This is a genomic window from Streptomyces sp. NPDC058985 (assembly GCF_042740985.1).
In the GTDB taxonomy this organism is placed as follows: domain Bacteria; phylum Actinomycetota; class Actinomycetes; order Streptomycetales; family Streptomycetaceae; genus Streptomyces.
Window position 1 is genome coordinate 26,192 of sequence record NZ_JBHYJX010000031.1, and the last position, 24,122, is coordinate 50,313.

Consider the following 24,122-nt stretch of genomic DNA (forward strand, 5'->3'; position numbering starts at 1 on the left):
CGGCGCCTGTGCGGGGTTGGCGGGGTGCCTGCGGTGCCTGCGGTGCCTGTGTGGGGTTGGCGGGGTGCCTGCGGCGCCTGTGCGGGGTGGGTGGGGGTGCGCGTAGCGCCTCGGGTTCGGTGGTGGGTCGGGGCCGCGCCGGGGGGTGTCCGTCCTCGGAACGGCGCGGAATCGGTCCCTCAGAAGGGTGCGGGACGTTGACGCGCCAACCGCTGCGGGCGGACACCCCCCGACACGGCCCCTTCCCGCCGTACGCGGCTCTCCCGCCGTCGCCCTCGGGCGCGGGCAGTCGGCCTTCCCGCTGCGGACGCCCCGGCCCTGCTCCTCGCGCTCCTGCCGATCGATGTCGGAGGGCTGGGCGGCTTTGGTGACGCCCGGCGATCCCCGGTGGGCGGCCGGGAGCGACCGGTGGGCGGTGCTGTGGGCGGCGGTGGTCGTGGCGAGGGAGGCTCAGGACTCCGTGCGGTACATCAGGTCCGTCTCGTGGGTGACGAAACCCAGGCGCTCGTAGACGGACACGGCGGCCTTGTTGTCCGCGTCCACGTACAGCATCGCCGTGGGCAGCCCCTGTCCGGCCAGGTGCCGCAGGCCGATGGTGGTCAGGGCCTTGCCCAGGCCGCCGCCCTGGATGTCGGGGCGGATGCCGAGGACGTACACCTCGCCCAGGCCCTCCTGCGCGTGCACCTTGGTCCAGTGGAAGCCGATCAGCTCGCCCGCCCGCTCGGCCAGGAAGAAACCGGCCGGGTCGAACCACTCCTCGGCCTTGCGGTCGTCGAGGTCCCGCTGGGTGAGGGAGCCCTGCTCGGGGTGGTGGGCGAAGGCGGCGGCGTTCACCGCGAGCCAGGCCGCGTCGTCCTGCCCGGGTACGAAGGCGCGGACGGTGACTCCCTCGGGCAGCCGCGGGTCCGGCAGGTCGAGACCGGCCAAGGGCCGCCGCATCTGCCGTAGTTCGCGGAACAACGTCAGGCCGAGCACCTGCGCGAGGTGCCGGGCGGCGGAGTGGCCGCCGTGCGCCCAGATCCGCAGCCGCTTGCCGGAGGCGGCGAGCAGCGCGGAGCCCAGGGCGCGTCCGTGCCCCTGGCCGCGGTGCGAGGGGTGGACGACCAGTTCGGCGGCCGGCGGCTCGATCGGGTCGGTGCCCTCCAGCTGGGCGTAGCCGACGAGTTCGCCGTCGACGGTGAGCAGCAGGTGCGCGATGCCCTCCCGCGCGGGGCCGCGCAGGTGCAGCCGGCCCTGCTCGGACACGGCGTGCTGCCCGTCGTTCCGGGCCGCCTCGGTGAGCAGGGCGAGGACCGCGCCGGTCTGCTCCGGGGTCAGTTCGGCGAGGGTCTCGATCGAGCGGGGGCGGCCGGGCCGCACGGTGTCGTCGCTGGTCATGCGTACGAGGGTAAAGGGCCGGGTGGGCAAAGCGGCGGCAGCCGACCGGGATGAACGTAAACCAGGATGTAACCCCGAACCCCCTGTCGCGCTACGCGCGTTGACTCTAGGCTGCCGCTCCGACGAGCCGTCCCTCAGCGGCTCGCGCCACGCACACCCACAGGGGGGCGCATGCCAGCCACAGCACAGCCGCACCAGTCGCGCCGCAGACGCCGCACCGGCCGTCTCCTCGCCGCCGCCACGGTCGTCACCGCCGGGGCGCTCGCCGCCGCGGCCCTGCCGGCGTCGGCGACCGCGGACGCGGACGCGAGCGGGCAAAGGCACGGCCACGGGCACGGACACGGCCGCTACCAGGACGTCCAGTTGCTCTCCTTCAACGACCTGCACGGCAACCTGGAGCCGCCCGCCGGTTCCTCCGGCCGGGTCACCGAGGTCCAGCCGGACGGCACGACGAAGACGGTCGACGCGGGCGGTGTGGAGTACCTCGCCACCCACCTGCGCGAGGCCCGCAAGGGCAACCGCTACTCCGTCACCGCGGCCGGCGGCGACATGGTCGGCGCGTCCCCGCTGCTGTCCGGGCTCTTCCACGACGAGCCGACCATCGAGGCGCTGAACAAGCTCGACCTGGACGTGACGTCCGTCGGCAACCACGAGTTCGACGAGGGCGCGAAGGAACTGGCCCGCCTCCAGAAGGGCGGCTGCCACCCCACCGAGGGCTGCTACACGGACAAGAGGTTCAAGGGCGCCGACTTCCCGTACCTGGCCGCGAACGTCCTGGACGAGAAGACGCGCAAGCCGATCCTCGACCCGTACTGGGTGTGGAAGAAGAACGGCGTCAAGGTCGGCTTCATCGGCGTGACCCTGGAGGGGACCCCGGACATCGTCTCGGCGGACGGTGTGAAGGGCCTCTCCTTCAAGGACGAGGTCGAGACGATCAACAAGTACGCCAAGGTGCTCCAGCGCCAGGGCGTGAAGTCGATCGTCGCCCTCATCCACGAGGGCGGTTTCCCGGCGTCGACCTCCTACAACTACGACTGCGACGCCCCGGGCGCCGGCGACGGCGTCTCCGGCCCGATCGTCGACATCGCGAAGAACATCACGCCGCAGGTCGACGCGCTGGTCACCGGGCACACGCACAGCGCGTACGTCTGCACGATCCCGGACCCGGCGGGCAACCCCCGCATGGTCACCTCGGCCGCGTCCTTCGGCCGCCTGTACACGGACACCACGCTGACCTACGACCGGCGCACGGGCGACATCGCGCGTACGTCGGTGAAGTCGGCGAACCACGTGGTGACGCGGGACGTCCCGAAGGCGCCCGACATGACCCGGCTGATCGACAAGTGGGGCACGCTGGCCGCCCCGATCGGCAACCGTCCCGTCGGCCACATCTCCGCCGACATCTCCCGCGACGGCACCGAGTCCCCGCTGGGCGACCTGATCGCCGACGCGCAGCTCGCGTACGGCAGGACCCAGGACCCGGAGACCGACCTGGCCCTGATGAACCCGGGCGGCATCCGGGCCCCGCTGACCTACGCGTCCTCGGGCGCCGAGGGCGACGGCGTGGTCACCTATGCCGAGGGCTTCACCGTCCAGCCCTTCGCCAACACGGTGAACCTCAAGGACTACACGGGCGCCCAGCTGGTCCAGGTCCTCAAGGAGCAGGTCAGCGGCCCGAACGAGGCGGCCCCGAAGATCCTGCAGGTCTCGTCCGGCCTCACCTACACCCTGGACCTGACGAAGTCCGGCGCGGACCGCGTGGTGGCGGACTCGATCCGCCTCAACGGCGCCCCCGTCGACCCGTCGGCCACCTACCGCGTCGCCTCCAACAGCTTCCTCGCGGGCGGCGGCGACGGTTTCCCCACCCTGAACGAGGGCGCGAACGAACTGGTCGGCGGTGACGACCTGGCCGCCCTCGAGCAGTACCTGACGGCCAACTCGTCGGCGACCGACCCGATCGAACCGCCGGCTGCGGACCGGATCACGGTCGTGCGGTAGCCGTCACCGGCCTGGGAAGGGCCCGGTATCCGCGGGCCGTACGAGCCCTGCGAATACCGGGCCCTTCGTCCCTGTGCGGTTCAGGTCCGCTTGGGGCCGGTGATCGTCTCTCCGATCACAAAGCCCGTGGCAGGACCCTTCGGGATGTCGACATCGGTTCCGTAGGGGACCCGTACGACGCCCAGCCAATCGGCCTTGTCGGGCCGAGGCTCGGTGAGGACAGTGACGGTGCCCTGCGCGTCGTAGTCGTCGATGATCACGTACACGGGAATGCCGGCACGGGCGTACTCACGGCGTTTCCTGACCCGGTCGCGGTCCTCGTGGCGCTTTCCGGGAGAGACCACCTCTACCACCAGTCGCACCGCCGCCGCATCGACACCGAGCCCGTCCTCGTCCGCGTACGGTTCCAGGTCTTCCGGCGCGACGAAGACATCGGGGATCCACCCCTTGCGCCGGAAGATGACATTGGCGTCCTGGTACGCCGAGTACTCGCCCTCTCCCAGAAAGCGCACCAGCGCGTTGCGCAGCCGGTTGGCGATCTGGGCATGGGAAAGGCGACCGGTGGGCGACACCTCGATGGCTCCCTCGATGATCTCGGCGCGGTAGCCCTCCGGAAGTTCCACGGCCTTCCATGCCTGCCACACGACCTCGTCCAGGCCGGGCCCGTTCTCGGTACCCGTCTCCGGCCCGGTCGTGGTCCTGAGCTCAGACATGGTCTCGGGCCTCTCGTGTGCAAGAGCGGTCATGGTGACGTCACCTCCTCAAGTGTGGGCTGAGCGTGCTCGGGGCACAAGCAATGCGATCACGGTAAGTACCGGGACATGTCTGACCTGGGGAAACAGTTCCTCCTCACTCAATCGTGTGAGGTAAGGAGCGGCGCGCCGATGTCAGAGGGCCACGTGGTCGATCACGTTGACGACGACGTGTCGATCGGCAACGAAGCGGAGATGGAGCCGCTCCGGGTCCCCGCCGACCAGAGGGTCGCTGTCAGAGACAAGCCCGCGGAGCGGCCGCGATCGAGGCGGCGCGGAAACGTCTCGGCCGACTCTGCCTCCTCGGCGTCCACCCCGAGACGGGGCTGACCACCGGCGGCGCCGAAGAGGCGGCGATGAAGCGCGCCCTGTCCGCGGGGGCCGCGGAGACCTGGGTGCCGGCCTCGTCCGAGAAGATCGGCACGGCCTCGCGCTACCGCGCCCTGGACCAGATCGGTGCGCTGGTCACTGACGCCGCCCCCGAACGCGCTGTGCTGGGGCGGCTCACCGACCTGGGCGTGACGGTCCTCACGGCCGGCTGACGGCTCACGGCGACCGGCACTACGGGACCTCCGGCGGCGGCTTCGGCGCCCCCGGCAGCCGGACGGTCGCCGTCGTGCCGCCCCCCTCCGCCGGGGTCAGGGTCACCTCGCCCCCCGCCTGCTGCACCGTCCGCGCCACGATCGACAGGCCCAGGCCGGACCCCGGCAGGGCGCGGGCCGACGGGGAGCGCCAGAAGCGGTCGAAGACGTGCGGGAGCTCGTCGGCGGGGATGCCGGGGCCGTGGTCGCGGACGGTGAGGACGCCGTCGGCGAGGCGTACGTCGACGGTGCCGGACTCCGGGCTGAACTTCACCGCGTTGTCCAGGATGTTGACGACCGCCCGCTCCAGGGCCGCCGGTTCCGCCCGTACGTACCACGGCCGCACGTCGGCCGTGAGGGTCAGCTCCGGGCCGCGCAGGCGGGCGCGGCGCAGCGCGGACTCGACGACGTCGTGCCAGGGGAGGATCCGCGTGCGGCCCTCGTGCTGGCCGGTGTCCGGGCGGGAGAGTTCTTGGAGGTCGCCGATCAGGGCCGCCAGTTCCGTCATCTGCGCCTTCACCGAGGCGAGGAGGGCCTTGCGGTCCGCCTCCGGGATCGGGCGGCCGGTCTCCTCGCTGCGGGTGAGGAGTTCGATGTTCGTACGGAGCGAGGTGAGAGGGGTGCGCAGTTCGTGGCCCGCGTCGGCGATGAGCTGCTGCTGGAGGTCGCGGGAGCTGGCCAGGGACGCCGTCATGCTGTTGAAGGAGCGGGAGAGGCGGGCGATCTCGTCGTCGCTGTCGTCCTCGACCGGGATGCGGACGGTCAGGTCCTCGGTGCGGGCCACGTGTTCGACGGTGCGGGTCAGTTCGTCGACGGGGCGCAGGCCGGTGCGGGCGACCCAGAGGCCGGCGGCACCGGCGCCGATCACTCCGGCGCCCGCGACGAAGACGAGGACGAGGGCGAGGTTGCTGAGGGAGCGGTTCACCTCGCTGAGCGGGCGGGCGGCGGAGACGGCCACATCCGGCAGGCCGGGCACGCGGTAGGTGAAGACCCGGTACTCGGCGCCCTCCGGCCCCTTGGCGTCGTGCAGCGCGTTGATGGACTCGCCCTCGGCCACCGCGTGGTCGGAGTCCGTGAGCGGGACCTCCTCCGTGCCGATGATCAGGCAGCTGCCGCCCGCGCTGTCGACGACCTGGACGGACGAGCCGAAGGGGTTCTGCTCGTGCGTGACGGGATCGTGGGCGCACAGGCCGGTGCGGAGGTTGACGTACTGGCTCACCTGCTGCCGGTCCATGCGGTTCGCCTTCAGCGCCTCGTCCAGCGAACTCACCAGCACGCTCTTGACCACGAACCAGCACGCCACCGCCGCAGCCGCCACCGCGAACGCCACCGCCGCCGCCACCAGCAGCGACAGCCGCGCCCGGATGGGCAGGGCGCGGAAGCGGCGTACCGGTCCGCTCACTCCGCGCCGCCCTGCCGCAGCACATAGCCGACGCCCCGGACGGTGTGGACCAGGCGCGGCTCGCCGCCCGCCTCCGTCTTGCGGCGCAGGTACATGACGTACACGTCGAGGGAGTTGGACGACGGCTCGAAGTCGAAGCCCCAGACCGCCTTGAGGATCTGCTCCCGGGTGAGGACCTGGCGCGGGTGCGCCATGAACATCTCCAGCAGGGTGAACTCCGTGCGGGTCAGCTCCACCGGGCGCCCGGCCCGGACGACCTCCCGCGTCGACAGGTCCATGGTCAGGTCGGCGAAGGTGAGGGTGTCGGAGTTCTCGGCGGCGGCCTCCACGGCTGCCGCGTAGGAGCTGCGGCGCAGCAGCGCGCGGATACGGGCGAAGAGTTCGTCCAGCTCGAAGGGTTTGACCAGGTAGTCGTCGGCGCCGGCGTCCAGGCCGGTGACCCGGTCGCCGACGGTGTCACGCGCGGTCAGCATCAGGATGGGGGTCGTGTCGCCCGCGCCGCGGATCCGGCGGGCGGCGGTCAGGCCGTCCATGCGGGGCATCTGGATGTCGAGGACGACGAGGTCGGGCCGGTACGCCGCCGCCTTCTCCAGGGCGTCGGCGCCGTCGACGGCGACCTCGGTGCCGTAGCCCTCGAAGGCCAGGCTGCGCTGGAGGGCTTCGCGGACCGCCGGCTCGTCGTCGACGATCAGGATGCGCTGGAGGTCACGGTCGCGGTCGCCGTCTGCGGGGCTCATGGGTTCAGCGTCGCACGTTCGTCGCGGGTACTCGTGGCCGCTCAGTTGCTCGCACCCGCGCGCAGGTCGGGCAGGTCCGCCTTGACGGTGTTGACCGGGATCGCGAAGCCGAGGCCGACGCTGCCCGCGCTCGCGGACGCCTCGGTCGCCGAGTACATCGCGGAGTTGATGCCGATGATGTTGCCGTTCATGTCGATCAGCGCGCCGCCGGAGTTGCCCGGGTTGAGGGAGGCGTCGGTCTGGATCGCCTTGTACGTCGTCGTGGACGAGCCGGTGTCGCCGTTGAACTCCTGGCCGCCGAACTCGAACGGCCACTGCCCGCCGCCCTGCCCCCGCTGTTGCTGCTGCTGCCCCTCGTCGGTGGAGACGGTCACGTCGCGGTCGAGGGCCGAGACGATGCCGCTGGTCACGGTGCCGGTCAGACCCTCGGGCGAGCCGATGGCGACGACCTGGTCGCCGACCCCGACGGCGTCCGAGTCGCCGAGGCTCGCGGCCTTCAGGCCGGAGGCGTTCTCCAGCTTGATCAGCGCGAGGTCCTTCTTGCTGTCCGTGCCGACGACCTCGGCGGTGTACTCCTTGCCGTCGCTGGTCCTCACCTTGACCGACGAGGCGCCGGAGACGACGTGGTTGTTGGTGATGATCTCGCCGTCATCGGTGATGATCACGCCGGAACCGGTGGACGAGCCGGCGTTCGAGGTGGCGCTGATCTCGACGATGCTGGGGCTGACCGCCTTCGCGACCCCGGAGACCGTGCCCTTCTGGCTGGACGGTACGACGTTGGTGCTGGTGGCGGTGGCGACCGTGTCGCCGCCGGTCAGCTCCTGGATGCCGTACGCGGTGCCGCCGCCGATGGCCGCCGCCACGATCGCCACCGCCGCGAGCAGCGCGACGGGGCCGCGACGGGCCCGGCGCCTCTTCTGCGGCTGCTCGGGCTGCCCGTCGGCGGCGAACCCGGCGTAGGGCGCCGCGGGCGGCTGGGCCGGCGGGGGCGGCCACTCGGGGTTGACGGGAGAGGAGGCGTGCTGCTGGGCACCCTGGTACGGGTTCTCGTACGGGTTCTCTTGCGCGTGCTCGTACTCGCCGTTGCGGCGGAGGCTCTCGGTCATGTCCATGAGCTTCGCGCCCGAGGATGAGAGCGGCCTGAGTGCTGCCTGAGAAGCCCGGCAGAACCTCGTATGCCCGATATAAGGACGACTGCCGGGCGGGTGCTACACGCAGCCGCAGGACTGCCGTACGACCAGCTGCGACGGGAACACCTTCAGCCGCTCGCGCCGGGAGCCCGCGACCCGCAGGCCGTCGTCCAGGACCAGGTCGACGGCGGCCCGCGCCATCGCCGGCCGGTCCGAGGCGACCGTCGTCAGCGGCGGGTCGGCGAGGTCCGCCTCCTTGATGTCGTCGAAGCCGGCCACCGCCAGCTCGCCCGGCACGTCGATGCGCAGCTCGCGGGCGGCCCGCAGCAGGCCGATCGCCTGGTCGTCGGTGGAGCAGAAGATCGCCGGCGGGCGGCGCGGCCCGGCCAGGATCTCCAGGCCCACCTTGTACGCGTCGTAGCGGTTGTACGGCGCTTCGAAGAGCCGGCCCTCGGTGGACAGCCCGGCCTCCTTCATCGCGCGCTGCCAGCCCTCGACGTGGTCGGAGACGGGGTCGCCCACGGACGGGGTCTCGGCGGTGCCGCCCATGCAGGCCACGTACTCGTAGCCGTGCTCCAGCAGGTGGCGTACGGCGAGCTGGGCGCCGCCGAGGTCGTCGGTGACCACGGCGACGTCGTCGATGGCCTCGGGCCGCTCGTGCAGCAGGACGACCCGGGCGTCCCAGGCGTCGATCTCGGCGGCGGCCAGGTCGTTCAGGGCGTGGCTGACCAGGATCAGACCGGAGACGCGCATCCCGAGGAAGGCCCGCAGGTAGTGGACCTCGCGCTCGCCCACGTAGTCCGTGTTGCCGACCAGGACCATCTTCCCGCGCTCGGAGGCGGCCTGCTCGACGGCGTGCGCCATCTCCCCGAAGAAGGGCTGGCGGGCGTCCGGGATGATCAGGCCTATGAGGTCCGTGCGCCGCGACGCCATGGCCTGGGCGACCCGGTCCGGGCGGTACCCCAGCTCCTTGATCGCGGCGAGGACACGCTCGCGCGTGGCCGGGGCGACCGGCCGGGGTCCGTTGTTGATGACATAACTGACGACGGCGGTGGAAGTTCCCGCCAGCCGCGCCACATCATCCCGAGTCACCTTGGCCACGCGCGGAGTCTACGCGGATGGATCCGCTCCGGGCAGGGCGTATCACACCTTGGATGACCTCGTCGCCGCCGTATCGGGGGCCTCCGCCGCGGCCTCCGCCCCGGCGCGCGCCGTCTTCTCGCGCTCCGTCTTCTCCCGCTCCGTCTTCTCGGACTTCGCCTTCTCCGTCTTCTCGGACTTCGCCTTCTCCGGCTTCTCCGGCGTGACGAAGCGGTAGCCGACGTTGCGGACGGTGCCGATCAGCGACTCGTGCTCGGGGCCGAGCTTGGCGCGCAGCCGCCGTACGTGCACGTCGACCGTGCGGGTGCCGCCGAAGTAGTCGTAGCCCCACACCTCCTGGAGCAGCTGGGCCCGGGTGAAGACCCGGCCCGGGTGCTGCGCGAGGTACTTGAGCAGCTCGAACTCCTTGAAGGTCAGGTCCAGGACCCGGCCCTTGAGCTTGGCGGAGTACGTCGCCTCGTCCACCGAGAGGTCGCCGTTGCGGATCTCCATCGGGGAGTCGTCGCCGACGATCTGCTGGCGGCCCATGGCCAGCCGCAGCCGCGCCTCGACCTCCGCCGGCCCCGCGGTGTCCAGCAGTACGTCGTCGATGCCCCAGTCGGCGGTGACGGCGGCGAGGCCGCCCTCGGTGACCACGAGGACCAGCGGACAGCTGAGCCCCGTGGACCGCAGCAGCTGGCACAGGCTGCGGATCTGGGGAAGGTCACGGCGCCCGTCGACGAGGATCACGTCGGCGCCGGGGGTGTCGACGAGGGCCGGGCCCTCCGCCGGAGCCACGCGGACGTTGTGCAGCAGCAGGCCGAGGGCGGGGAGCACCTCCGTCGACGGCTGAAGGGCGTTGGTGAGGAGCAGCAGAGAGCTCATCGCGCCCCACCTGCCTGGGTCGTCCTACGGTCGTGCACGCTTCGCTCGCCCATAACGTCTGGTTCCTCCTCGGTCCCTGCGAGGACGTTTACGGCACTGCTTCGTACGGTGCGGATCCCGTGCCCGTGGGGCCCGCCGCGCGTCCGGGAGGTGAACGATCGGCCACGCTCCTGGAAGCACAAAAGGACCCGGGGGCTACGCTGCCCGAGTCCTCTACGCAGCAGAATAGCCGACATGAGCTACCGAGCGTCAGGTCATGTGGCGCGTTCCACCTCTGGTCCACGGAATCGTCCGCATTCCGAGACGCCCGGGGGAGCGCCCCGCCGCACGCCCGCACGCACCTTCCTGCGCAGCGCCGACGGGGTCCGGATCGACGCCGTGTACAAGCCGGCGGCGAGCGACGGTGACCCCTCCGACCTGGTGTTCGTCGTCGCACACGGCTTCACCGCGGGCGCGGACGAGGCGCACGTGCTGCGCATCGCGCGGAGGTTCGCCCGGTACGGCGCGGTGGTCACCTTCTCCTTCCGGGGCCACGGTGCCTCCGGCGGACGGTCGACGGTCGGCGACCGCGAGGTCCTGGATCTGGCGGCGGCCGTGGCGTGGGCGCGCGGCTTCGGGCACGCGCGCGTGGTGACCGTCGGTTTCTCCATGGGCGGCTCGGTGGTGCTGCGGCACGCGGCGCTGTACGGCCCGGACGACGCGGCGCGGACGGACGCCGTGGTGTCGGTGAGCGCGCCCGCCCGCTGGTACTACCGGGGCACGGCGCCGATGCGCCGGCTGCACTGGATGGTGACGCGCCCCGAGGGCCGGTTCGTCGGCCGCTACGGCTTCCGCACCCGCATCCATCACCTGGCCTGGGACCCGGAACCGCTGTCGCCGGTGGACGCGGTGCCCCGGATCGCCCCGACGCCGCTCCTCCTCGTCCACGGCGACCGGGACGGCTACTTCCCCCTCGACCACCCCCGGATGCTGGCCCGGGCCGCCGGTGACCACGGCGAACTCTGGCTGGAGCCCGGCATGGGCCACGCGGAGCACGCGTCGGACGAGGCCCTGCTGGACCGGATCGGCGCCTGGGCGGTCTCGAAGGCGGGCTAGCCTGACGGTGTTCACCGTCAACTGATTGAGGAACCAGATGGCAAAGGTCACGGTGCGCTACTGGGCCGCCGCGAAGGCCGCCGCGGGAGTGGCCGAGGAGCCGTACGACGCGGACACGCTCGCCGACGCGCTCGGCGCCGTGCGCGAGCGGCACCCCGGCGAACTCACGCGCGTGCTGCTGCGCTGCTCGTTCCTCGTCGACGGCGACCCGGTGGGCACCCGCGGGCATGAGACGGTACGGCTGGCCGACGGCGGCACGGTCGAGGTGCTCCCGCCGTTCGCAGGAGGGTGAGCGATGACCGACCAGCCTTATCAGCCGCATCAGCAGTACCAGCCGCATCAGCGGTACGAGGGGTACGACGAGCACGGGAGATGGGTCGGGCAGGGCGGGTACGGCGCCCAGTGGCCCGATCAGCAGGCCCACCAGGGCCACCAGGCCCACCAGGCTCCTCAGGGGTACGAGGACCCGAACGCCGGCCAGTACACGCAGCAGTGGCAGGGGCAGACCTGGGAGACGCAGGTGCACCAGACCCAGCCGCCGGTCCCGGCGGAGGAGACGGCGTACCTGCCGCCGTACGGGTCCGAGCCGCGGCAGCAGTACCAGCAGCAGCCTCCGGCACAGACGTACGCACCCCAGTACCAGCCCCAACCCCAGCCCCAGCCGTACGCTCCCCCGGCTTCGGACCCGGCCCCAGCCCCCTCCGCCTCGCCCGCGCCCGCCTCGCCCGGCGACGCCGGCTACGGTCCGGCCACCCTCGCCGGGAACACGCGGGTGACCGACGCGCAGCGGGCCCGTGCCGAAGGGCGTTCGCCGATCATCGACCCGGGGATGCAGCCGGCCGGGCTCACCGCGCTGCTCGGGCTGCTGCTGGCCGGCGCGGCGGCGCTCGGCACGTACGCCCTCCTCGTCCCGCTCGTTGCCCTCCAGGCCGTCACCGCGGCGGGCTGGTTCCGGCTGAACGGCATGTGGCCGGCCCGGCAGGGCATCGCGCTGGGCTTCGCGGCCGCGCTGGCCGCCGACGCGGCGCTGCTGGTGTCGGACCGCTCCCCGGCGGCGATCCTCGGCACGCTCGGGGTGTGGGTGCTGCTCTCCCTCGTCCTGCAGCTGCGCTCGCACGCCGACCCCGACGAGCGGATGTACGGCCTGATGGCGACCGTCGCCGCGGCGGCCCTGGCCGTGATCGCGGGCGGCTACCTCGCCGCCGACGCGGACGCGGTGACGGTCGGCGCGGTCGCGGTGGCCGTGGCGGTCGTGGCCCGCGCCCTGCCGCTGCCCACCGCGGGTTCCGTGGTCGTCGCGCTGCTCGCGGCGGCCGGAGCGGGGATCGCGGTCGGCTCGGCGACGGACTTCGGGGCGTCGGGCGCGCTGCTCGGCGCGGGCGCGGCGGTGTGCGCGCTGGTCGGCCTCCGGGTGGCGGCGTACGACTACCCATCCCGTTTCGTCCACTTCACGGCGGGCGTGGCCCTGCCGCTGGCCGCCGCCGCGCCGGCCGTGTACGTGCTGGGCCGGGCGCTGGCCTGACCGCCGGGCGCCCGGCACGGGTGTCACAGGTGGTCTACAGAACCCGGGCGGCGCCACCCGCCCGGGTTACGCTCGCGCCTGGACGGCCACCGGCCGTCGGGGGACCGCTGTCGTCGACCGTCCAGGGTTGGGGAACTCCGCATGCGCGCACTGCGAATACTGTTGGTCGTCGTCGTGATTCTGGGCGGCCTCTTCGTGATCGCCGACCGTGTGGCCGTCAACTTCGCCGAGGACGAGGTCGCGGACAAGGTGCGCAGCACCGAGAACCTGCCGTCGACGCCGGACGTGTCCATCAACGGCTTCCCGTTCCTCACCCAGGTCGCCGGCGGTGAGCTGGACGACGTCCAGGTGGGCATCGACGGTTACGAGGCGTCCACCGGCCAGGGCGGCGAGAAGATCCGCATCGCCGAGCTGCGCGCGGACATGAAGGGCGTCGCGTTCTCCGGCGACTACAGCTCCGCCACCGCGGCCACCGCCACCGGCACCGCGACCGTCGCCTACGACGAGCTGATGAAGGCCGCCAAGTCCGAGCCCACGGACATCGCTCCCGGCATCACCGCCAAGGTCATCGGCCTCTCCGACGGCGGCAACGGCAAGATCAAGGTGTCGCTCCAGGCCACGGTCCTGGGCGTGGACCTGCCCGAGCCGGTCCAGGTGCTCAGCTCGGTCAAGGTCAAGGACAACGACGTCGAGGTCGTCGCCGACGGCCTGCCGGAGATCGGCGGCCGGCAGCTCGCCGAGTCCCGGATCCGGGCCATCACCGACTTCCAGCAGACCATCGACGAACTGCCGGGCGGCATCGAGCTGGACAAGGTCGAGGCGGCGAAGGACGGCGTCGAGATCACGGTGAAGGGTTCGGACGTCAAGCTCGCCGGGTAGGGCCCAGGAGGGCCCGAAGTCCGACAGGCGAGACGGCGCCGTCCGTAGCGCAGATGCGACGGCGTGCGCCCGGCCCGCACGGCGTCGCGCGCCGCCCGGGACCCGCCACCCCATCCCGCATCGCGGACGATCGCGTCTCATCATGCGACACGCCGGTGACATGGCCCGGCATCCGTCCCTACGATCGGTACCCATGAAGCGACAGGCGGATCTGACGAAGCGGCGGGCAGTGGACCTGTGCCGCGTTGCCGCCATGCTCTGTCGCACCTTCTGACCGGACGGCGCCGTCGCCGTCCGTCCCCCTCACCCGCCCTGCCCAGGGCACCCGCGCGCCGCCGCACGGCCCGAGCGCGCGCACCCCTCTCACCGCTCACCCCGCCGCAACTGCCCCGGAGGAGAAAACATGAGCCGCAGCGACGTCCTGGTCGACGCCGACTGGGTCCAGGAGAACCTGGACGACCCCGGCATCGCGATCGTCGAGGTGGACGAGGACACGTCCGCCTACGAGAAGAACCACATCAAGAACGCGATCCGGATCGACTGGACCCAGGACCTCCAGGACCCGGTCCGCCGCGACTTCGTCGACCAGGAGGGCTTCGAGAAGCTCCTGTCGAAGAAGGGCATCGCCAACGACACGCTGGTGGTCCTCTACGGCGGCAACAACAACTGGTTCGCGTCGTACGCCTACTGGTACTTCAAGCTCTACGGCCACGAGAACGTCAAGCTCCTCGACGGCGGCCGCAAGAAGTGGGAGCTGGACGCCCGCGAGCTGGTCGCCGGCGACGAGGTCCCGCAGCGCCCGGCCACCGACTACAAGGCCAAGCCGCAGAACACCGCGATCCGCGCCTTCCGCGACGACGTGGTCGCCGCCATCGGCGCGCAGAACCTGGTCGACGTCCGCTCGCCCGACGAGTTCTCCGGCAAGCTGCTCGCCCCGGCCCACCTCCCGCAGGAGCAGTCGCAGCGTCCGGGTCACGTCCCGTCCGCCCGCAACATCCCGTGGTCGAAGAACGCCAACGACGACGGCACCTTCAAGTCGGACGACGAGCTGAAGCAGCTCTACACCGACGAGCAGGTCGACCTGGCGAAGGACACCATCGCCTACTGCCGCATCGGTGAGCGTTCGGCCCTGACCTGGTTCGTCCTGCACGAGCTGCTCGGCGTGGAGAACGTCAAGAACTACGACGGCTCGTGGACCGAGTACGGCTCCCTCGTCGGCGTGCCGATCGAGCTCGGCGCCAACAAGTAAGTCCGCCCCCAACCCCTCAGGAGTACGACATGTGCGGAGCGAAGGCCGGCGGCCCCGACGCCTCGACGATCAAGCCCGGTGAGACCACCATCCAGGGTCACGTGACCCGTGACGGCGAGCCGGTGACGGGCTACGTCCGTCTGCTGGACGCCACCGGCGAGTTCACGGCGGAGGTGCCGACCTCCGCGACGGGCCAGTTCCGCTTCTACGCGGCCGAGGGCACCTGGACCGTACGGGCGCTCGTCCCCGGCGGCACCGCCGACCGCACGGTCGTCGCCCAGCAGGGCGGTCTCGCGGAGGTCGCGATCGCCGTCTGACGGCACCCGCGCCACGCGGCGGCCGAGGGGCCGCACCCACCGGGTTGGACGCCTGGGGTGCGGCCCTTCGGCATGTCCGGATCCCGTGTCCGGATCTACGCTGGAGGTATGTACGCACGGCGGCGGCACGTCTACTTCGCCATGATGGGGACCTGCATCGCGCTCTTCGTCCTGGCCTGGGGCGTCGTGCGCCTGTGGTCCGTGCCGGCCGCGGTGGCCATGTGCGTGGTCGCCATGGTCATCCCGCCGCTGGCCGCGATGGCCGCCAACCGCCGGGGCCCGGACGACCGCTGGTGGGACGATCCGTCCGGCGACCCCAAGTCCGACGAGTGGTGGGACGAGCTGGACGGGAAGAAGGGGCCGCGCTAGACGTCCGCGTTCGGGGAGGATGGCGTGCATGTCCCCGACGAAGCTGTCCACCGTCGTGCTGGACGCGCACGACGCCCACGAACTCGCCGCCTTCTACCTGCGGTTGCTCGGCTACGAGGTGCGGGCCGAGGAACCGCACTGGGTGCTCATCGGCCCGCCGCCCGGCACCGGGGGCACCTCGCTGGCCTTCGAGACGGAGCCCGCGTACGTGCCGCCCGTGTGGCCGTCCCGCCGTCCGGGCGACCAGCAGATGATGCTGCACCTCGACATCGAGGTCGACGACCTGGCCGCGGAGACCGCGCGGGCCGTGGCCGAGGGCGCCCGGCTCGCCGAGTACCAGCCCCAGGACGACGTACGGGTGCTGCTCGACCCGTCGGGGCACCCCTTCTGCCTGTGGACGCGGGCAGGTCAGTAGCCCGTCAGCAGCCCGTCAGCAGCCCGTCAGTAGACGAGCGCCTGCGTGTCGTCGGCGAGGGCCTCCTGCACGAAGACCTGCGCGCCCGCGATCCGCACGCCCTCGATGACGTCCTTCTCGGTCAGGTCGCGACGGGCCGCGCACTGGGTGCACAGCGTCACCCGGCCGCCCGCCAGGAGCGAGTCGAGCAGGTCCGGGAGCGGCGCGGCGTGCGGCAGTTCGAACTCCGCGGCCCGGCCCGGCACCGCGAACCACGCGGACTCGCCGGTCAGCCACAGCGAGACGTCGACCCCGCTGGCCACGGCCACCGCCGCCACCGTGAACGCCTGAGAACACCGCTCGGGCGCGTCCGCCCCCGCCGTCACCTTGATCACGAGCTTCTTCGCCATGGCCGAATCGTAATCAACGGCGCCACAACCCCGGGCCGGGGCCATGGGTCTCCTGTGCGCACGCCTGATCGATTGCGTACTACACGTTCTGTGGGGGGACGTCTTGGAACCGGAACTGGAACCGGAAGAAGCAGAAGCGGAAGAGGAAGAGGAAGCCGGAAGACCGGCCGCGGCAGAAGAGGACTCGGCAGAAGAGGACTTGGCCGAAGAGGGCTTGGCAGAAGAGGCCGCACCCCGGCCGCGTCGGCGCGGGCGCCGCACCGCACTGCTCATCTGTGCCGCCGCCGTCCTGGGCCTCGTCGCCGGCACCTGCACGGGGTACCTCGTGCAGGCCGACCGTGCGCCGACGAGGCTGCCGTCGCTCGCGCAGCCCCTGCACGCACCCGCCGAGGGCCGAACGCCGAAGCGGCTGCCGGCCGCACAGGACCGCAGGGTGCGGACCGACGGCGACCTGCGCGAGCTGCTGCTGGAGAAGCCGCGCGGGACGAAGGACGCCGAGTGGCTGGAGGGCACCGACGGCTGGATGGACCTCGCGTCCTACGCCGAGACCTTTGAGCAGCCGGGCGAGGGTTTCGAGGAACAGCTGGAGCAAGAGTTCCGGCGGGCGGCCGTCACCGCCTGGGACGGCGACTCCTACTCCGTGGAGATCCGGCTGGTCCAGTTCCGCCAGGAGGACGTCCTCGCGGCCGCCGAGTCCAGTGAACGGGCGCAGTACTGGGTGATGCAGGGTCCGGAGTCCGACGGCTGGGCGATTCCCGGGACCGGGGACGGGATGGCGTACGTCTTCGAGGAGCCGGAGACCGAGCCCGGCTACGTGCCCGTGTACACCGCGGAGGCGCACGCCCGGCGGGGTGACGTCGTGATGGAGATCTGGATCAGCGGCGAGAAGCGGGTCGACAAGAAGATGATCATGGATCTGGCGAAGCGGCAGATGGAGCGGCTGTGAACGAGAACCCGCAGGAGCCGGCCCCGTCGGCTCCGGAGCCCACCGAGAAGCGGCCCGGGCGCGGGCGCCGGGCCGTCGTCATCGGCTGCGGTGCTCTGCTGGCCGCCGCCGTCGTCGCGGGCACCGGATACACCGTCGTGACCGTGAACGGCGCCGACCGGGACGCGGGCGCGCCCGTCTGGACACTCCCGGAGGCCGCGCCCGCGAAGAAGGCACCGGCGGCGAAGGCCACCGGCCTGGCCCAGGTGCTGGTGCCGTTCCGGAGCGACGGCTGGTCGCGCGGTCCCGACATCGGGGAGTTCGGCTCGGACGCCACGCTGACCGGCGCCCAGGCCACCGCCCTGCGCAAGGAGTCGCTGGCCGGCCTGCCCCGTTCGGAGCGCAAGGAGCTGGAGAAGGAGATCGACCGCCGCCGCATCACCGGCATCGCGATGCGCAACTACGCCGGTACCGGGACGTTCACCTCCGACGGGGTGACGGGATCCGCCACGGTGACCATCGTGCTGGCGCGCATGGAGAACCGGTCGGCCGTCCGGTCCATGGCGGACGGCCAGAACGAGTTCTTCGAGGCGCTGGACGTCTTCCGTGAGGGCCCGCGGATCAAGGGCCACAAGGACGCCCGCTGCTTCCGCCTGCCCGGCGAGTCCGACGACGACCTCGACATGATGTTCTGCGCCGCCCACGAGGGAGACGTGCTGGTCACCGCCACGGCCGACGGGATGCGGCCGTTCGACACCCAGGGCGTGACCGCCCTGCTGACCGAGCAGCTGAACCGTATCGCCGAGCCCGGGAGGTCCGTGTGACCGAGCAGACCACTTCTCCGGCCCCCGTGCTGCCGCCGATGCCGGACACCCCGCCGCCGGTCCCGGACCCGCGTCCGGCACCCGTGAAGCGGGACCGCCGCGTCCTGCGGGCCGTGCTGCGCTGGACCGCGGCTGTCGCCGTCCTCGCGGCCGTGGGATCGGTGACGGCGTACGGCGTCACCCGCCTGGAGCGGACGGACGTACCGGGGCTGGCGACCGCGACGGACGGGCGATGGGACTACCCGGCGCTCACCGCGGCCCCCCTGCCGTCCGGCAGCCCGGGACCGTTCGCCGACGAGAACAAGGCGGGCGCCCACTACGCCGATCCGCGCGACCTCCTGCTGCCGGCCCCCGAGGGCGCGAAGGCCGACAGGGCGCTGCGCGGGAAGGACGGCTGGCTGGCGACGGACGTCTACCTCAAGGAGTACCGGGAGGAGTTCGACCGTGACGAGCTGCGGCAGATGCTCGTCGACGAGGGCCTGCGGCACATCGCCGCCCGCGGCTGGACCACCCCGGACGGCACGCACACGCGGATCTACCTGCTGCACTTCGACACGGCGGCCGTGGTGGACGAACTCCAGTTCACCCACGTCGCGCCGTTCGTCAAGCCGGCCTACGCGGTGCGCGGTACGGACGACTCCGTCCCCGACGAGGACTTTCCGGTCAAGGCCCAGCTCGGCGACCTCGCGTACTCCGTCTACACCGAGCCCGAGCCCTACGGTGCCGAGCAGGTCCGGCAGGCCTACCTCGGGGCCGGTGACATCCTGGCCGTGGTGCTGCAGAGCCGGAAGGGGGGCGCCCCGGCCGTGCCCTTCCAGCAGACCGTCGCGCTGCAGAGCCGGCTGCTCGCCTGACCGCGACGGAGTACCTCGCAGGGAAGGCCGGGGCCCGGCCGCGTAAGCTGGGCCCCGGCCCTGTCGTATGCCCCCCGCTCAAGGAGCACCCCGTGGAGATCTTCTTCGAAGCCCTGCTGGTCCTGGTCTGCGTCGGCGTTCTCGCCTTCGCCGGTCTGACCGTGAAGAAGCTGTACCAGGGCCAGCGCTGATCCCCGACGCCAGGAAGTACCGCTCATCATGATCGAGATCCCGTCCGACCTGCACAAGGACCTCGTACCGCTCGTCTTCCTGCTCGGCGACTGGGCCGGCGCGGGCGTGCACGACTTCCCGGGCGACGAGAAGTGCAACTTCGGGCAGGAGGTCTCCTTCACCCATGACGGCCGGGACTTCCTGGAGTACCGCTCGCACACCTGGGTGCTCGACCAGGACGGCAACAAGGTCCGCCCGCTGGAGTCCGAGTACGGCTTCTGGCGCATCGACGCGAACCGCAGGGTCGAGGCCACGATGACCCGCGACGACGGCGTCATCGAGATCTGGTACGGCGAGCTGGCCGACCAGAAGCCGCAGATCGACCTGGTCACCGACGCGGTGGCCCGCACCGCCGCCTCTCGGCCCTACACCGGCGGCAAGCGGCTGTACGGCTACGTCAAGAGCGACCTGATGTGGGTCGGCGAGAAGCAGACCCCCGAGGTCGAGCTGCGCCCCTACATGTCGGCGCACCTGAAGAAGGTCGTCACCCCGGAGGACGTCGAGCGCTGGGCGAAGGCCCTGCCGGACGACATGCCGGACGACGGGATCGCTTTCTTCAAGTAGTCACCGGTTCGTCCGTTCACCCGTGCCAGACGATGGTGCAAACATAGACGCACTCGTGCCGGGGGACCGCGAGAAACTGGATGAAGCCACGTCCGCCGAAGATGGGGAAGTTCCGTAATCCGCCGGGCTTCCCCTCCGGTCGGCTGCCCGCGCCCTCGGCGTCAGACCCGAGGGCGGCGATCTCGGTGGCGATGCGCTCCACCTCGGCCACGACACCGACCGGCAGTCCGGCCGTGAGGTACTCCTCGCTCGGGTTGTAGTCCCACTTCCAGTCGCTCACAGGCCGACCTCCGCCTCCGCCGCGGCGTGGATCTCCCGGATCTCGGCGATGGCCTCCGCCGGATCCTCCGTTCCGGCGCTCACCACCTCTTCCAGGTGTCGCAGACGTGCGGCGAGAGGCGGTCGGCGCTGGATCGCCACGAACACTCCCCAGGTGTGGACGAAGGTGCGCAGCGGTGCGAGGGACTGGTTCTGCTGCGCGCTGGTGGTCGCCTCGACGAGATCCTGGACGAAGGCGGGCACCCGGCTCGGCGTCAGCTTCTCGACCGCGGCGCGAAGTGCCTCGGGGGTGAGAGCGGGCATGGGGATGAGGGGCTCGGTGAGCGGTTCCGGGCGGTGTGCGGTCACGGGAGGGTCCTCCGGATCAAGTGCCGGTGCTGGTGTCGACGGTACCGACCGCGGCGAGAGCCGGGATCGCTTTCTTCAAGTAGTCCTAGACTCATGGGTGTGGTGAGCACCGACTGGAAGAGCGACCTCAGGCAGCGCGGCTACCGGCTGACCCCGCAGCGGCAGCTGGTGCTCGAAGCCGTCGACACCCTCGAACACGCGACACCCGACGACATCCTCGGCCAGGTGCGGAAGACGGCGTCGGGTATCAACATCTCCACCGTCTACCGCACGCTGGAGCTGCTGGAGGAGCTGGGACTGGTCAGCCACGCCCACCTCGGGCACGGCGCGCCCACCTACCACCTGGCTGACCGGCACCACCACCTCCACCTGGTCTGCCGGGACTGCACCGAGGTGATCGAGGCCGACGTCTCGGTGGCCGCAGACTTCACCGCGAAGCTCCGCGAGGAGTTCGGCTTCGACACCGACATGAAGCACTTCGCGATCTTCGGCCGGTGCCGCGACTGCACCCTGAAGGGTTCAACTACCGAGTCGTAGGCTAGGCGTATGAAGAGCCCCCTGCTGTCCCTGCCCGGCGCCGTCCCCGCCGAGGGCGTGGACGAAGGCGTCGCCGCCCACTACGGCGACCTGTTCCGCGAGCAGCGTGCCCTCGCCGACGGCACCGGCTTCGTCGACCTCTCCCACCGCGGTGTCCTCACCGTCGCGGGCGACGACCGGCTGGCCTGGCTGCACCTGCTGCTCACCCAGCACGTCAGCGACCTGCCGGCCGGAGAGGCCACCGAAGCGCTGATCCTCTCCGCGAACGGCCACATCGAGCACGCCCTGTACCTGGTCGACGACGGCACCACCACCTGGGCCCACGTGGAGCCAGGCAGCCAGGAGGCGCTGATCGCCTACCTGGAGTCGATGAAGTTCTTCTACCGGGTCGAGGTCGCCGACCGCACCGCCGACACCGCGGTCGTGCACCTGCCCGCCGGCTCCATCACCGAGGTCCCCGCGGGCGTCGCCGTCCGCGAGACGCCGTACGGCCGTGATCTCTTCCTGCCGCGGGAACGGCTGGAGGCGTTCGCCGACGGGGCCGGTCCCGCGGCCGGGATCCTCGCCCACGAGGCGCTGCGGGTCGAGCAGCACCGGCCGCGGCTGGGTTTCGAGACCGACCACCGGACCATCCCGCACGAGCTGGGCTGGATCGGCACGGCCGTGCATCTCCAGAAGGGCTGCTACCGCGGCCAGGAGACCGTCGCCCGGGTGCAGAACCTCGGCAAGCCGCCGCGCCGCCTGGTCTTCCTGCACCTGGACGGCAGCGAGGTGCACCTGCCGCCGGCCGGGGCGGAGATCCGGCTCGCGGACGACGGGCCCGAGGGCCGCAAGATCGGCTTCGTCACCACGTCCGTACGCCACCACGAACTGGGTCCGGTCGCCCTCGCCCTGGTCAAGCGGAACGTGCCGGTGGACGCCCGGCTGACGGCCGAGGACACGGCCGCCGCCCAGGAGACGGTCGTGGAACCCTGAGCCTTTGCGCTCAGACCTCCACCAGGACCGTGAACGGGCCGTCGTTCGTCAGCGACACCCGCATCTGCGCGCCGAACCGGCCCGTCGCCACGGTCGCGCCCAGCGAGCGCAGCTGGGCGACGACCTCGTCGACGAGCGGTTCGGCGACGTCGCCGGGCGCCGCCGCGTTCCAGGTGGGGCGGCGTCCCTTGCGGGCATCGCCGTAAAGGGTGAACTGGCTGATCACCAGGAGCGGTGCGCCGAGGTCGCTGCACGACTTCTCGTCGTGCAGGATCCGCACCGACCAGAGCTTGCGGGCCAGCTGGGCCGCCTTCTCCTTGGTGTCCTCGTGGGTGACGCCGACCAGGACGCACAGCCCCGCGCCGTCGATCGCCCCCACGGTCTCGCCGTCCACGACGACACTCGCGCCGTCCACCCTCTGCACCACTGCACGCATCCCGCCATGATGCCGTGCGCCCCCAGGGTCGGAGCGGGCGGGCCCGTACGGGGCTTTTTCTGCCACCTACCCCCCCATCTGGGGCCGATCGTGGGCACTCGGTCACATAGCGGCCATGCGGGGTGGCACGATGCTTCCCAGACGCCGGGCGAGGGGACGGTAGGGCACATGAGCACACCGAGTACGGGACAGTCCCTCGGGACAGTCGCGTTCACATGTCCGGGTGGCCTGGAGGCGCCCCGGCCGCCCGTGCAGCGCACGGACAGCCCGGAGCTGCCGGCCGAGCCCCCGGAGCACGACCTGAGCGCGCTGAGCCTGCCGGAGCTGCGCACGCTCCGCCGGGACGCGCAGCGCGAGGAGGCGGACCTCAGCTATGTACGACGGCTGCTGCAGGGGCGTATCGACATCCTCCGCGCCGAGCTGGCGGGGAGGGGGCCGACGGCCGTGGTGACCACCGCGGTGACCGGGTCCGTGGTGGAGCGGCTGTCGGAGATCCTGGCCGACGCCCCGGCGCGGCAGCGCTCCTCCGCCCGGCACGTGACGCTGGGCACCCCGCGGAGCGAGGAGTGCAGGCGGCTGGCGGCGGAGATGCTGGGCGAGGTGGAGCTGTCGGACCTGACGGCCCGCACCGACACCGAGCTGACCAACGGGATGGGCCGGCTCGTGCGCTACGAGCAGCAGGTCTCCCGGGACCGGCAGCGGCTGCAGCGCACGGCGGACGGCTGCAGCGCGGAGATCGCACGCCGGTACCGTGAGGGGGAAGCACAAGTCGACGACCTGCTCGTGTGACGCGGAGGGCGGCGGTCCGCGCCGCCCTCCGGTCCGGTGATCCCGGGCCGTCGCCGCGGCGGGTCACCCGTCCGGAAGGCCACCGCCGATGCCCGCGCCCCAGCCGACGCAACCGTCCCAGCCGTCCCAGCTGCCTCAGACGGAGCAGTCCGCCCCCACCTCCGCCCTCTCGCCCGTCGTGCCGCCCGTCCTCGCCGAGGTCGTCCGGTCCGGCTTCGTCGAGGGGCGGCACCGGGGCAGTCTGGTCGTCCTGGGCTCGGACGGGGCCGTGGAGCTGGCGCTCGGTGAGGTGACGGCGCCGGTCTTCCCGCGCTCCGCCAACAAGCCGATGCAGGCGGCGGGCGTGCTGCGGGCCGGTCTCGACCTCGCGGGGGAGCGGCTGGCGCTGGCCTCCGCGAGCCACTCCGGAGAACCGTTTCACCGCGACCTGGTCCGCAAGATGCTCGCCGAGTACGGCCTCGACCCGGCCCAGCTCCGGTGCCCGCCCGACCTGCCGCTGGACGCCGAGGAGCGGGACACCTACCTCGCCTCGGGCGCGGTGCCCGACCGGGTCACCATGAACTGCTCCGGCAAGCACACCGCGATGCTCGCGGTCTGCGCGCAGCGGGGCTGGCCGCTGGAGACGTACCTCGACCCCGAGCACCCGCTCCAGCGCACCATCCACAGGGTTGTGGAGGACGCGGCGGGCGAGCCGGTCGCCGCCGTCGGCACGGACGGGTGCGGGGCGCCGCTGATGGCGATCAGCCTCGTGGGTCTCGCCCGCGCCTTCCGCTCCTTCGTGGGCGCCGAGCCCGGCACGGCGGAGCGGCGGGTCGCCGACGCGATGCGCGCCCACCCCGAGTACGTCGCCGGCACCCGCCGGGCCGACACCTGGCTGATGCGGGAGGTGCCCGGCAGCCTCTCCAAGATGGGCGCCGAGGCCGTCCAGGCGGTGGCCCTGCCGGACGGCCGCGCCCTCGCCTTCAAGGTCGAGGACGGCGCGACGCGGGCCCTGGGCCCGGTCCTGGCCCGCACGCTGACGCTGCTCGGTGTGGAGGGGGACGTGGTCGACCGCATCGGCCGTACGCCGCTGCTCGGCGGCGGGCGCGAGGTGGGGGAGATCCGGGCGGCCTTCTGAGGGCCCGCGCCGGCTCCCGCACAGCCCGCGCCGGCACCCGCGCCGGCCCGCCCGCGCCGGCCTGCC

Annotated in this window: 28 protein-coding genes and 1 pseudogene; 18 read left to right on the forward strand and 11 right to left on the reverse strand. The window is 72.0% G+C overall.

The genetic code is table 11. From position 1 onward, the window contains the following. Nucleotides 1–450: 450 nt before the first annotated feature. A complete protein-coding gene (gene mshD, locus ACFW01_RS24745; RefSeq protein WP_234961491.1) occupies nucleotides 451–1,377 on the reverse strand; it encodes a mycothiol synthase in 927 nt (308 codons plus the stop codon). A gap of 171 nt (nucleotides 1,378–1,548) precedes the next feature. Here mshD and ACFW01_RS24750 point away from each other — a divergent pair, with 171 nt between their 5' ends. Further along, nucleotides 1,549–3,375, forward strand: a complete 1,827-nt coding sequence (locus ACFW01_RS24750; protein ID WP_234961492.1) for a bifunctional metallophosphatase/5'-nucleotidase — start codon at nucleotides 1,549–1,551, stop codon at nucleotides 3,373–3,375. Between the two features lie 80 nt (nucleotides 3,376–3,455). Here ACFW01_RS24750 and ACFW01_RS24755 read toward each other — a convergent pair whose 3' ends face one another. Beyond that, nucleotides 3,456–4,121 carry a Uma2 family endonuclease gene (locus tag ACFW01_RS24755; protein ID WP_384506667.1) on the reverse strand — a complete coding sequence of 222 codons (666 nt, stop codon included), beginning with the start codon at nucleotides 4,119–4,121 and terminating at the stop codon, nucleotides 3,456–3,458. A gap of 257 nt (nucleotides 4,122–4,378) precedes the next feature. Between ACFW01_RS24755 and ACFW01_RS24760 the strand changes: the two are divergent. Continuing rightward, nucleotides 4,379–4,669, forward strand: a pseudogene (locus ACFW01_RS24760) (DeoR family transcriptional regulator); the annotation flags it as partial. Nucleotides 4,670–4,688: 19 nt separating this feature from the next. Here the strand turns inward: ACFW01_RS24760 and ACFW01_RS24765 are convergent. From ACFW01_RS24765 to ACFW01_RS24785, 5 genes are all read right to left on the reverse strand, one after another. Beyond that, nucleotides 4,689–6,110 carry a HAMP domain-containing sensor histidine kinase gene (locus ACFW01_RS24765; RefSeq protein ID WP_234961494.1) on the reverse strand — a complete coding sequence of 474 codons (1,422 nt, stop codon included), beginning with the start codon at nucleotides 6,108–6,110 and terminating at the stop codon, nucleotides 4,689–4,691. After that, entirely contained in the window at nucleotides 6,107–6,847 is a 741-nt protein-coding gene (locus ACFW01_RS24770; RefSeq protein ID WP_234961495.1) for a response regulator transcription factor, read from the reverse strand. The genes ACFW01_RS24765 and ACFW01_RS24770 overlap by 4 nt, the downstream gene beginning before the upstream one ends. 41 nt (nucleotides 6,848–6,888) lie before the next feature. Beyond that, nucleotides 6,889–7,959 (reverse strand): S1C family serine protease, encoded by a 1,071-nt coding sequence (locus ACFW01_RS24775; RefSeq protein WP_384506672.1) that lies wholly within the window; start codon nucleotides 7,957–7,959, stop codon nucleotides 6,889–6,891. Between the two features lie 96 nt (nucleotides 7,960–8,055). Continuing rightward, on the reverse strand, nucleotides 8,056–9,078 hold the full coding sequence (locus tag ACFW01_RS24780) for a LacI family DNA-binding transcriptional regulator (RefSeq protein WP_125493072.1): 1,023 nt from the start codon (nucleotides 9,076–9,078) through the stop codon (nucleotides 8,056–8,058). A 42-nt stretch (nucleotides 9,079–9,120) separates the two neighbouring features. Next, on the reverse strand, nucleotides 9,121–9,942 hold the full coding sequence (locus tag ACFW01_RS24785) for a response regulator transcription factor (RefSeq protein ID WP_384506675.1): 822 nt from the start codon (nucleotides 9,940–9,942) through the stop codon (nucleotides 9,121–9,123). Between the two features lie 234 nt (nucleotides 9,943–10,176). Between ACFW01_RS24785 and ACFW01_RS24790 the strand changes: the two genes are divergently transcribed. From ACFW01_RS24790 to ACFW01_RS24825, 8 genes are all read left to right on the forward strand, one after another. Beyond that, the gene (locus ACFW01_RS24790) at nucleotides 10,177–11,037 is read left to right on the forward strand and encodes an alpha/beta fold hydrolase (protein ID WP_234961498.1); all 861 of its coding nucleotides are present in this window, start codon (nucleotides 10,177–10,179) and stop codon (nucleotides 11,035–11,037) included. 37 nt (nucleotides 11,038–11,074) lie between these two features. Further along, nucleotides 11,075–11,329 carry a MoaD/ThiS family protein gene (locus ACFW01_RS24795; RefSeq protein ID WP_161328499.1) on the forward strand — a complete coding sequence of 85 codons (255 nt, stop codon included), beginning with the start codon at nucleotides 11,075–11,077 and terminating at the stop codon, nucleotides 11,327–11,329. A 3-nt stretch (nucleotides 11,330–11,332) separates the two neighbouring features. Continuing rightward, on the forward strand, nucleotides 11,333–12,559 hold the full coding sequence (locus tag ACFW01_RS24800; RefSeq protein WP_384506680.1) for a hypothetical protein: 1,227 nt from the start codon (nucleotides 11,333–11,335) through the stop codon (nucleotides 12,557–12,559). 141 nt (nucleotides 12,560–12,700) lie between these two features. Continuing rightward, complete coding sequence (locus ACFW01_RS24805; protein ID WP_234961500.1) at nucleotides 12,701–13,438, forward strand: DUF2993 domain-containing protein; 738 nt, start codon at nucleotides 12,701–12,703, stop codon at nucleotides 13,436–13,438. Between the two features lie 403 nt (nucleotides 13,439–13,841). Continuing rightward, entirely contained in the window at nucleotides 13,842–14,687 is an 846-nt protein-coding gene (locus ACFW01_RS24810) for a sulfurtransferase (protein ID WP_234961501.1), read from the forward strand. 29 nt (nucleotides 14,688–14,716) lie between these two features. After that, nucleotides 14,717–15,004: a DUF1416 domain-containing protein gene (locus ACFW01_RS24815; RefSeq protein ID WP_031047895.1), complete on the forward strand. Its 288-nt coding sequence runs from the start codon at nucleotides 14,717–14,719 to the stop codon at nucleotides 15,002–15,004. Between the two features lie 108 nt (nucleotides 15,005–15,112). Continuing rightward, nucleotides 15,113–15,373 (forward strand): DUF3099 domain-containing protein, encoded by a 261-nt coding sequence (locus ACFW01_RS24820; RefSeq protein ID WP_234961502.1) that lies wholly within the window; start codon nucleotides 15,113–15,115, stop codon nucleotides 15,371–15,373. 28 nt (nucleotides 15,374–15,401) lie between these two features. Continuing rightward, nucleotides 15,402–15,788, forward strand: a complete 387-nt coding sequence (locus ACFW01_RS24825; protein WP_234961503.1) for a VOC family protein — start codon at nucleotides 15,402–15,404, stop codon at nucleotides 15,786–15,788. 26 nt (nucleotides 15,789–15,814) lie between these two features. Here ACFW01_RS24825 and ACFW01_RS24830 read toward each other — a convergent pair whose 3' ends face one another. Continuing rightward, on the reverse strand, nucleotides 15,815–16,177 hold the full coding sequence (locus ACFW01_RS24830) for a DsrE family protein (protein ID WP_003974797.1): 363 nt from the start codon (nucleotides 16,175–16,177) through the stop codon (nucleotides 15,815–15,817). A 199-nt stretch (nucleotides 16,178–16,376) separates the two neighbouring features. Between ACFW01_RS24830 and ACFW01_RS24835 the strand changes: the two genes are divergently transcribed. The 4 genes from ACFW01_RS24835 to ACFW01_RS24850 all read left to right on the forward strand — a co-directional run bounded on the left by ACFW01_RS24835 (nucleotide 16,377) and on the right by ACFW01_RS24850 (nucleotide 19,575). Beyond that, the gene (locus ACFW01_RS24835; RefSeq protein ID WP_384506686.1) at nucleotides 16,377–17,123 is read left to right on the forward strand and encodes a hypothetical protein; all 747 of its coding nucleotides are present in this window, start codon (nucleotides 16,377–16,379) and stop codon (nucleotides 17,121–17,123) included. Then, entirely contained in the window at nucleotides 17,120–17,926 is an 807-nt protein-coding gene (locus ACFW01_RS24840; protein ID WP_384506689.1) for a hypothetical protein, read from the forward strand. Before ACFW01_RS24835 ends, ACFW01_RS24840 begins: the two co-directional genes overlap by 4 nt. After that, a complete protein-coding gene (locus ACFW01_RS24845) occupies nucleotides 17,923–18,780 on the forward strand; it encodes a hypothetical protein (protein WP_384506692.1) in 858 nt (285 codons plus the stop codon). Before ACFW01_RS24840 ends, ACFW01_RS24845 begins: the two co-directional genes overlap by 4 nt. A 219-nt stretch (nucleotides 18,781–18,999) precedes the next feature. Further along, the gene (locus tag ACFW01_RS24850) at nucleotides 19,000–19,575 is read left to right on the forward strand and encodes an FABP family protein (RefSeq protein WP_122621124.1); all 576 of its coding nucleotides are present in this window, start codon (nucleotides 19,000–19,002) and stop codon (nucleotides 19,573–19,575) included. 16 nt (nucleotides 19,576–19,591) lie between these two features. On the opposite strand, the gene ACFW01_RS24855 is transcribed toward ACFW01_RS24850, so the two are convergent. Next, the gene (locus ACFW01_RS24855) at nucleotides 19,592–19,855 is read right to left on the reverse strand and encodes a hypothetical protein (RefSeq protein ID WP_384506695.1); all 264 of its coding nucleotides are present in this window, start codon (nucleotides 19,853–19,855) and stop codon (nucleotides 19,592–19,594) included. Then, a complete protein-coding gene (locus ACFW01_RS24860; protein ID WP_384506698.1) occupies nucleotides 19,852–20,202 on the reverse strand; it encodes a DUF6247 family protein in 351 nt (116 codons plus the stop codon). Before ACFW01_RS24860 ends, ACFW01_RS24855 begins: the two co-directional genes overlap by 4 nt. A gap of 99 nt (nucleotides 20,203–20,301) precedes the next feature. On the opposite strand from ACFW01_RS24860, the gene ACFW01_RS24865 reads away from it, so the two are divergent. Together ACFW01_RS24865 and ACFW01_RS24870 are read left to right on the forward strand one after the other, a co-directional pair. Beyond that, on the forward strand, nucleotides 20,302–20,739 hold the full coding sequence (locus ACFW01_RS24865; RefSeq protein ID WP_234961508.1) for a transcriptional repressor: 438 nt from the start codon (nucleotides 20,302–20,304) through the stop codon (nucleotides 20,737–20,739). Between the two features lie 9 nt (nucleotides 20,740–20,748). Next, on the forward strand, nucleotides 20,749–21,714 hold the full coding sequence (locus ACFW01_RS24870) for a YgfZ/GcvT domain-containing protein (protein ID WP_384506701.1): 966 nt from the start codon (nucleotides 20,749–20,751) through the stop codon (nucleotides 21,712–21,714). Between the two features lie 10 nt (nucleotides 21,715–21,724). Here ACFW01_RS24870 and dtd read toward each other — a convergent pair whose 3' ends face one another. Further along, nucleotides 21,725–22,150: a D-aminoacyl-tRNA deacylase gene (gene dtd, locus ACFW01_RS24875; RefSeq protein WP_161328490.1), complete on the reverse strand. Its 426-nt coding sequence runs from the start codon at nucleotides 22,148–22,150 to the stop codon at nucleotides 21,725–21,727. Nucleotides 22,151–22,318: 168 nt separating this feature from the next. On the opposite strand from dtd, the gene ACFW01_RS24880 reads away from it, so the two are divergent. Together ACFW01_RS24880 and ACFW01_RS24885 are read left to right on the forward strand one after the other, a co-directional pair. After that, a complete protein-coding gene (locus ACFW01_RS24880; RefSeq protein WP_234961510.1) occupies nucleotides 22,319–22,939 on the forward strand; it encodes an aerial mycelium formation protein in 621 nt (206 codons plus the stop codon). Between the two features lie 88 nt (nucleotides 22,940–23,027). Beyond that, entirely contained in the window at nucleotides 23,028–24,056 is a 1,029-nt protein-coding gene (locus ACFW01_RS24885; RefSeq protein ID WP_384506705.1) for an asparaginase, read from the forward strand. Nucleotides 24,057–24,122: the final 66 nt, after the last annotated feature.